Origin of the sequence: Propionimicrobium lymphophilum DSM 4903 (assembly GCF_000423485.1) — a bacterium.
Taxonomy (GTDB): domain Bacteria; phylum Actinomycetota; class Actinomycetes; order Propionibacteriales; family Propionibacteriaceae; genus Propionimicrobium; species Propionimicrobium lymphophilum.
Genome location: NZ_AUIB01000005.1, coordinates 143407 through 151270 on the forward strand (window position 1 = coordinate 143407; position 7864 = coordinate 151270).

At 60.7% G+C, this 7864-nt stretch carries 4 protein-coding genes; 1 reads left to right on the forward strand and 3 read right to left on the reverse strand.

From position 1 onward, the window contains the following. Window positions 1-45: 45 nt before the first annotated feature. The 3 genes from G556_RS0104060 to G556_RS0104070 form a co-directional block, all read right to left on the reverse strand. Window positions 46-1491 carry a sensor histidine kinase gene (locus G556_RS0104060; protein ID WP_028821856.1) on the reverse strand — a complete coding sequence of 482 codons (1446 nt, stop codon included), beginning with the start codon at window positions 1489-1491 and terminating at the stop codon, window positions 46-48. Then, window positions 1472-2197: a response regulator transcription factor gene (locus G556_RS0104065; protein ID WP_028821857.1), complete on the reverse strand. Its 726-nt coding sequence runs from the start codon at window positions 2195-2197 to the stop codon at window positions 1472-1474. Before G556_RS0104065 ends, G556_RS0104060 begins: the two co-directional genes overlap by 20 nt. Before the next feature lie 71 nt (window positions 2198-2268). Continuing rightward, complete coding sequence (locus G556_RS0104070; RefSeq protein WP_051176657.1) at window positions 2269-6747, reverse strand: 2-hydroxyacyl-CoA dehydratase; 4479 nt, start codon at window positions 6745-6747, stop codon at window positions 2269-2271. A gap of 218 nt (window positions 6748-6965) precedes the next feature. On the opposite strand from G556_RS0104070, the gene G556_RS0104075 reads away from it, so the two are divergent. Further along, a complete protein-coding gene (locus G556_RS0104075; RefSeq protein ID WP_162139749.1) occupies window positions 6966-7553 on the forward strand; it encodes a TetR/AcrR family transcriptional regulator in 588 nt (195 codons plus the stop codon). Window positions 7554-7864 lie beyond the last annotated feature (311 nt).

The window sequence follows — 7864 nt, forward strand, 5'->3', positions numbered from 1 at the left end:
AATTACAGCGCTGCCATACGCCAACACATAAACAGGTTAGCGGGATTACGGTTCGGTTTGAACCTGATTACCCGCAAGCGGTAGTCGAATCTCGAATTCGGCACCCTGACCAAGCGTGCTCCTGACAGCCACCTTGCCGCCGTGCGCCTCCACCAACGAGGCAACAATAGAGAGCCCAAGACCCGTCGAGCCCTCGGCGTTATGCGCCCTTGACGAGTCCGCACGGGTGAAGCGCTCGAAGATGTGCGGCAGGAGTTCGGGGTCGATGCCGGGGCCGTCGTCGGCGATGGTTATTACCGCCCAGCCGTTATCAACCGAAACCTTCGTCATCACCGATGTGCCCGCGCCCGTGTGCTTGCGAGCGTTACCCAACAAATTAGCCACCACCTGCTGCAGCCGGAACTTGTCGCCGCGCACAACCACCTCGCCCGCCTCCGGGTCGGGCAGATCCAGCAGCCAGCGGTGCTGCCTATCCGAAACCTGAGCATCAGACACCGCATTAAGCGCGATCTCCACCACGTCCACGTCTTCGACGTCGATGCCACGTCCCTCGTCGAGCCTGGCCAGCAGCAGCATGTCCTCAACCAGACGGCTCATGCGCTGCGACTCGAAATCGATGCGATCGACGGCTCTAGCGGAGCCATCATCCAGCTCGGCGCTACGCCTATTTAAGAGTTCGGCGTAACCCCGGATCGACGCCAACGGGTTGCGCAACTCGTGGCTGGCATCCGAAACGAACCGCCGCACGCTAGATTCGGACGCCTGCCGCGACTGCAACGAATTTTCGACGTGATCAAGCATTCTGTTGAACGCGTAGCCAACTCGGTCGATCTCGTTGCCGTCGGAGGTGGCCGGCACTCGCACCTTCAGCGAAACCTCGCCGCTGCCCAGCGGCATCTGCGAGACCTGCGTGGCCGTCGCCGCCAGCCGGCCAAGCGGAGACAGGGCACGACCGATCACCCGGTTCACGACTAAAACGGCAGCAACCACAGCAAGAAGGCACAGCACCAGCTCGGCCAGGAAGATGTTCGCCACAAGCCCATTTACCGACGACAGCGGAATAGCCACATACACCTGCGGGCCAGTCGAGGCGGAACACTGCGCCCGATAAGGCCCAAGATGGCCGACGTTAATGTTGCGGGGCCGGCCGTCGCACTCCACACGGAGCACCTTTTTGAACTGCTCCGCGTTCGGCACACCAAAACCAGAATCAGTGACGATTTGCGCGTGAATCTCACCGTCCTTAGCAATCACGATGAAAGACCCACCTGGCAAGCCACCAACTCGCAATTCATCAAGCACAACTGGCTCGTCAGGATTTCCAAAAACGTAGCTAATTTGGCTATCAATGTTGGAAATCAGAAGCTGACGGATAACACCAACCGAAATCATCGAAAGCAGCAAAGCTGTGAGCGCAACGATGACGGCGATCCGCCTGGTGAGGCGGGAACGCAGCGAAGCCTTGCTCAACTTAGGCGGGTTTGATGACATATCCGGCGCCACGCACAGTGTGAATCATCGGCTCGCGGTCGGCGTCGATCTTCTTACGCAAGTAACTGATGTAAAGCTCGACGACGTTGGCCTGGCCACCGAAATCGTAATTCCAGACTCGATCGAGGATCTGAGCCTTGCTCAGCACCCTACGTGGGTTACGCATTAGGTATCGAAGAAGTTCGAACTCGGTGTTGGTGAGGTGGATTTCGTCACCGTCGCGCGTCACCTCGTGAGAATCCTCATCGAGCACCAGATCGCCAACCACCAACTGCGAGTTACTCTCCTGGGTGGCCGTTCCCGAACGACGAAGCAGCGCCCGCAGCCTGGCAACGAGCTCCTCGACGCTGAACGGCTTGGTGACGTAGTCGTCACCACCAGCGGTCAGGCCGCTGATTCGGTCGCGGATCGCGTCTTTGGCGGTCAGGAAAATCACGGGGATGTTCGGCTGGTCGGCGCGAATACGTCGCATGACCTCGAAACCGTCAATATCGGGCAACATGATGTCGAGAATCGCGACGTCCGGCTTGTGCAGCTTCGCAACCTCGACTGCCTGACGCCCACGCGAGGCGGTGAAAACTTCCCAGCCCTCATAGCGCAACGCCATGCCTAGCAACTCGGTGATCGACGGCTCGTCGTCAACCGCTAACACGCGGATCGGGGTGCCGTCAGCCCGGCTTATCTGTCTTTCTTTACCAGCTTCCATCTGTGCCTCCGCTCTAAGCCTAAGGCCATATCCATGCAAAAGACTATGAGAAAACTGTGAAGAAGCTGTGTTTAGCTACATCCGCAGCCACCCGAGCAGCGGCCCTCCGATTTCTGCCCCACAACCGTGATGCCTAGCGAGCGCATGGCGGCAGCAGCACGATCCGAGACCCCGCTTGCCGCCGGCTGCGGATCCACCGCGGTGAACTCGTCGCCGTCAGACCAGTCGGCTAGCGTCGACTTGGTGCCGGCGGCCTTGTGCGCGGTTGCGATCATCAGCTTGATGCGGTTCAGCTGGTTGACCTCGCTGGCGCCCGGATCGTAGTCGATCGAAACCAGGTTGGCCTGCGGATACTGGGCGCGCAGCTCCTTGAACATGCCGCGCCCGATGACGTGATTCGGCAGGCAAGCAAACGGCTGCGCGCAGATGACGTTGGGCGTGCCATGCTCGATCAGCTCTACGATCTCGCCAACAAGCAGCCAGCCCTCGCCGGCCTGCGTGCCCAGGCTGATGACGCGCTGTGCCTTCTCTGCAAGCTCCTCGATAGTTCCGGGGACGTCGAACTTGCCGTTGGTGGCGGCCAGCGCGGCACGCATCGGCTTCTCGTACTGTTCGATCAGCCAGATGCCGAACTTCTTGCTCAGACGGCTCTTTGTGGTGCCCAGACCGAAGTTGTCGCGCTGGAATTCGCCGGTGGCCATGGACTGCAGGAAGAATGCGCTCAAGCCCGGCAGGACAGCCTCGCAACCCTCATCCTCAATGACGCGCACGGCGTCGTTGTTGGCGTCCGGCTGAAACTTCACCAGAATCTCGCCAACCACGCCGACGCGGGGCTTGCGCTCGATGCTAAGCAGCGGCAACTCGTCGAATTCGCGGACGATGTTTTTGATCATCCAGTTGTAGCCGACCCGCCTGCCCAGCGTCTTCGAATAGCCGGAGTTGGCGAAAAACTCGCGGGTGATGTCGTCCCAGCGACGGTAAAGCTCCATCGCGGAGCCCTCCTCGCGTTCGTAGGGGCGCACACGAAGCAGCACGTTCTGCAGCAGGTCGCCCAGCGTCAGGGCCTGCAGACCTCGGTGCATCATCGGCAGGGTGATCTTGAAGCCCGGGTTCTGCTCGATGCCCTGGGCGCTGATGGCTAACACCGGCACCTGTGGGTAGCCGGCGTCCTTGAGCGCCTTTCGCAGCATTCCGACGTAGTTGGTCGCGCGGCACATGCCGCCAGTCTGGGTGATCGCCACCGTCGACTTGTCGGGGTCGGCGCCGCCGGTGAGGAATTTATTAACCAGCTGGCCGATGACCATGATGGCCGGGTAACAGGCGTCGTTGTTGACGTATTTCAAACCAACTTCGACGTCCTCGCGGCTGGCGTGTTCGAGCACCTCCACGTTCAGGCCGCTGCGTCTCATCACCGGGGCGAGCATGCGGAAGTGGATCGGCGCCATCTGCGGCACGTAAACCGTGTGAGTGTCGCGCTCGGCGATGCCGAAGATCGGCTGGGAATCCTGTCCTGTGGTGTCGATTTCCGCGCTCGACGGGGTGCGCTCGGCAAGCGCGGCCTTCAGCGAACGCAGGCGAATGCGGGCGGCACCGAGGTTCGAGACCTCGTCGATCTTCAGAACCGTGTACACATCGCCGGCGGCTTCGAGAATCTCCTGCACCTGGTCGGTGGTGACCGCGTCCAGGCCGCAGCCGAAGCTGTTTAGCTGCACAAGCGACATGTCCGGTTCGGTAGAGACGATATTCGCCGATTCGTAGAGCCTGGTGTGGTAGACCCACTGGTCGCGCACGCGCAGCGGCCTGGGCAGCGTCGACTCAGCCAGGCCGGAAGTCAGCGCGTCTTCGCTGACCACCACCATGCCGAGGGTCTGAATGACCTCAGGAATGCCGTGATTGATCTCCGGATCGATGTGGTACGGGCGTCCGGCCAGCACGATGACGCGCAAATCATGCTCACGGGCGTACTGTAACGCGCGGTCGCCCTCCGCCTTGATATCGGCGTACACGTTGCCCATTTCCTCGTAGCCGGCAGCGACCGCGGCCTTTGCTTCGGGCAGGCTGACGTCCCAATCCCCGAAGATCTCCACCAGTCGCTCGGGCAGTTTCTCCGGGTTGTCCAGGTTGACGAACGGCGTCATGAACCGCACACCTTCGCGCTGCAGGTGCTCCATGTTCTTGGCCAACACCTGCGGGTAGAAAGCCACGATCGGGCAGTTGTAGTTGTTGTCCGCATCCGAGAATTGCCTGCGCTCGTAGTTAACGCAAGGCATGAAGATGGTGTCGACGCCCTTGTCAAGCAGCCATTCGACGTGGCCGTGTGCCAGTTTCGCCGGGTAACAGACGTTCTCGGACGGGATCGACTCCATGCCGTCCTGGAAAAGGTCGTGGCTGCTGCGGCCCGAAAGCATCACCTTGAAGCCCAGATTGGTGAGGATCGTGAACCACAACGGATAGTTCTCGTACATGCCCAGCGCGCGCGGGACGCCGATCGCGCCGCGCGTCGCCTTCTTGTCGGTCAAACGGCGGTAGCCGAAAAAGCGCTTGTACTTGTAGTCGTACAGGTTAGGCACCTGCGACTTCTTCGGACGTGCCTCCAGACTCGCGCCGCGCTCGCAGCGGTTACCGGAGACGTGACGGGAACCGTCGTCAAAATTGGTGATGGTGAGCTTGCAGTGGTTTTGACACAACTTGCAGGTGCGCTGGCTGGCCGTGACCTCGAAGTTATCCAGGTCACGGGTGTCCATGTAGGAGTGTTCACCCTCGCCGTAATGCATCTTCGCGGTCAGCGCGGCACCATAGGCACCCATCAGACCGGCGATGTTCGGACGCGTCACCTCGACGCCGGTCAGCAGCTCGAACGCGCGCAACACGGCATCATTCAGGAACGTGCCACCCTGCACAACAACCTGGTCGCCCAGCTCGGCGGTGTCGCGCAGCTTCATCACCTTATATAGAGCATTGCGCACAACCGAGTAGCTGAGGCCCGCGGAAATGTCGCCAATCTCGGCGCCCTCCTTCTGAGCCTGCTTCACCGATGAATTCATGAACACCGTGCAGCGCGAACCAAGATCCACCGGGGCCTTAGCCTGGGTGCCAACCTTGGCGAAGTTAATGACGTCAGTGCCCATCGTCTCGGCGAACGTCTGCAGGAACGAGCCGCAGCCGGAGCTGCAGGCCTCGTTCACGGAGATCGAATCGACCGCGTTATTGCGGATGCGCAAGTACTTCATGTCCTGGCCGCCGATATCGACAACGCTGGTGACATCTGGGTTTAGGTGCTTGGCTGCGCGGTAGTGGGCCATCGTCTCGATGACGCCCTCGTCGGCGTGCAGCGCGGCCTTAATCAGATCCTCGCCGTAGCCGGTGACGCAAGCCCGCCCGATGTAGGCCTCCTCGGGGAGTGCCGCGTAGATATCCTTAGCAATCTTGACGGCAGCGGAGGTCGGGTCGCCCTCGTTGGAGCCGTAGGTCTGGTGGACGATCCGGTCGCGCGAATCCAGCAACACCGACTTAATAGTTGTCGAACCGGCATCGATGCCCAGCCAAAGCGGGCCGGTGACGTCGTCCATGGTGGCGAAATCTACACGAGCCTTGGAGTGGCGGGCATCGAACTCGTCTCGCTCGTTCTGATCGATGAACAACGGGCGCATGGTGTTGGTGTCCATCAAGACGTCGTTTGCGCTCTGCAGTTCCTTAGCCAGGCGGCCCAGGCTCAGCGCGGGGCCCTCGGCCAGAAGCGCGGCACCGATCGCCACGTAAAGCTGGCCGTTTTCCGGGGTCACGAACCGATCGACGTTATCGCCGAGAGCGCGCTTGAAAGCTGCGCGCAGCTCGGGCAGGAAGTGCAGCGGGCCGCCCAAGAAGATGACGGTGCCGCGAATCGGGCGGCCGCACGCCAGGCCCGAGACGGTCTGGGTGGCCACGGCCTGGAAAATGCTCGCGGCGATGTCCTCGTGAGCGGCACCCTGGTTCAGCAACGGCTGGACGTCCGTCTTGGCGAACACGCCACAGCGCGAAGCGATCGGATAGAGGTTCTTGTAATCGGCGGCCAGGTCGTTCATCTCGCCGGTGCTGACCTTCAGCAGCGTCGCCATTTGGTCGATAAAGGCGCCGGTGCCGCCAGCGCAGGTGCCGTTCATTCGCTGCTCGGGAGTCGGGTGCAGGTAGGTGATCTTGGCGTCCTCGCCACCCAGCTCGATGATGACGTCAACGTCAGGGTTGAGCTGCTCGATTGCCTCGGTGGCGGTGATGACCTCCTGGGAGAATTGGATGCCCATCGTCTTCGCCACGCCCAGGCCCCCGGAGCCCGTCATGGCCACCTTGACCGCGGCGCCCGGGAATTCCTTTTCGACATCAGAAAGCAGCTTGGCCAGCTCACCACGAACGTCTGCGTTGTGGCGGCGGTAGTCGGAAAACAGGATCTCCTTGCCGTCCAGAACCACGGCCTTTACGGTGGTGGAGCCCACGTCCAGGCCCAGCGAAAGCGTGCGGGCGCGCGAATCAAAAGTTTCGTCCACTCGGACGGATGAAGCGTTCTGAGTCAAGCTCACTGCGGAAGCCTCCCGATTTCCTTGGCAGCATCACGAGCAAAAATAGAATGATCGTTCTGTTTTGATTCATTCTACTCAAACTCCACGCTTTGGCCATAGGGACGGAAGGCAACCTTCTCATCTTAAACAGGCGTAAAAACGAGAACGGTGGTGACGACGGCCCGCCAACAGCACGCCCGCTTCGGGCAATTCGACGCGCATTCGCTAGCATGAAGGAAATGCCGAACACAGCCAAAGCCAACAAGCAGCTTGTCATCATCGACACAGCTGCCGACTTGATCTGCGCGCACGGCGTCAACGGCATGACGATGTCTCAGCTCATCAAGGGTTCCGGAGTGTCCGCCGGCGCCATCTATCACCACTTCGGCAGCAAGAACGCGATCGTCACGGAGGTTGCCCGGCAGGCGATCAGCTGGCCGCTTCAAGCACTCTCGGAATTCCGCGACGAAGCACACTCCCCCATGCAGCTGATCGAGTTTTCGATCCGCGCGGTTCAGGCAGCTCCCGAACTCGGCGACCTGCTGCTGCAATTAGGCGCGGGCGCAGCAACCGATGACGATCTCGGCAGGCTGCTCCAGGCAGAGTTCAAACCCCTGCGTGACGCGCTCGAGGACACCATGATTTCGTGGGCAACCCAAAACGGCATCCCCGAGACCATGATGGAGGGCCGCAGCCAGCTTTACGTCGGCCTCGTCCTCGGCTTCATCACTCAACGACGCCTAATCAGTAACTTCGACGAGGACGAGTACCTGCGCTACGCCCAGCTCAGCCTCGAGGTAACCCGCCAACCCGACGCCACCGTCTAACCCGAGACCCCGCACCCCGAAGCACCCACTCACTGAGTAAGTAACCAAATGGCTCATAGACGAGCCAATTGATGCCCGCTGTTTCTAGAGACGTGTTGGTTCGGCCTGGACGTTCTCCGTTAGTGGTTGACCTGATTGCTTCTGGTCGCCTGGCGGCATGGTTGCTTAAGGTCGGCTTCTAGCCTGGATACTTAAAGTCGCCTGACGGCCTGGCTGCTTCTGGTCGGTTTCTGGTCTGGGTTGGGTTGTCGAGCGAGTCGCCGTGTCTTCGTTTATCTCTCATCGCTTTCGCGATTAACGAGCTATCACTC

What these genes read in the sequence shown, in the direction of transcription:
- G556_RS0104060 (WP_028821856.1), bottom strand. Translation starts at nt 1,491, where the DNA reads ATGTCATCAAACCCGCCTAAGTTGAGCAAGGCTTCGCTGCGTTCCCGC.
- G556_RS0104065 (WP_028821857.1), bottom strand. Translation starts at nt 2,197, where the DNA reads ATGGAAGCTGGTAAAGAAAGACAGATAAGCCGGGCTGACGGCACCCCG.
- G556_RS0104075 (WP_162139749.1), top strand. Translation starts at nt 6,966, where the DNA reads ATGCCGAACACAGCCAAAGCCAACAAGCAGCTTGTCATCATCGACACA.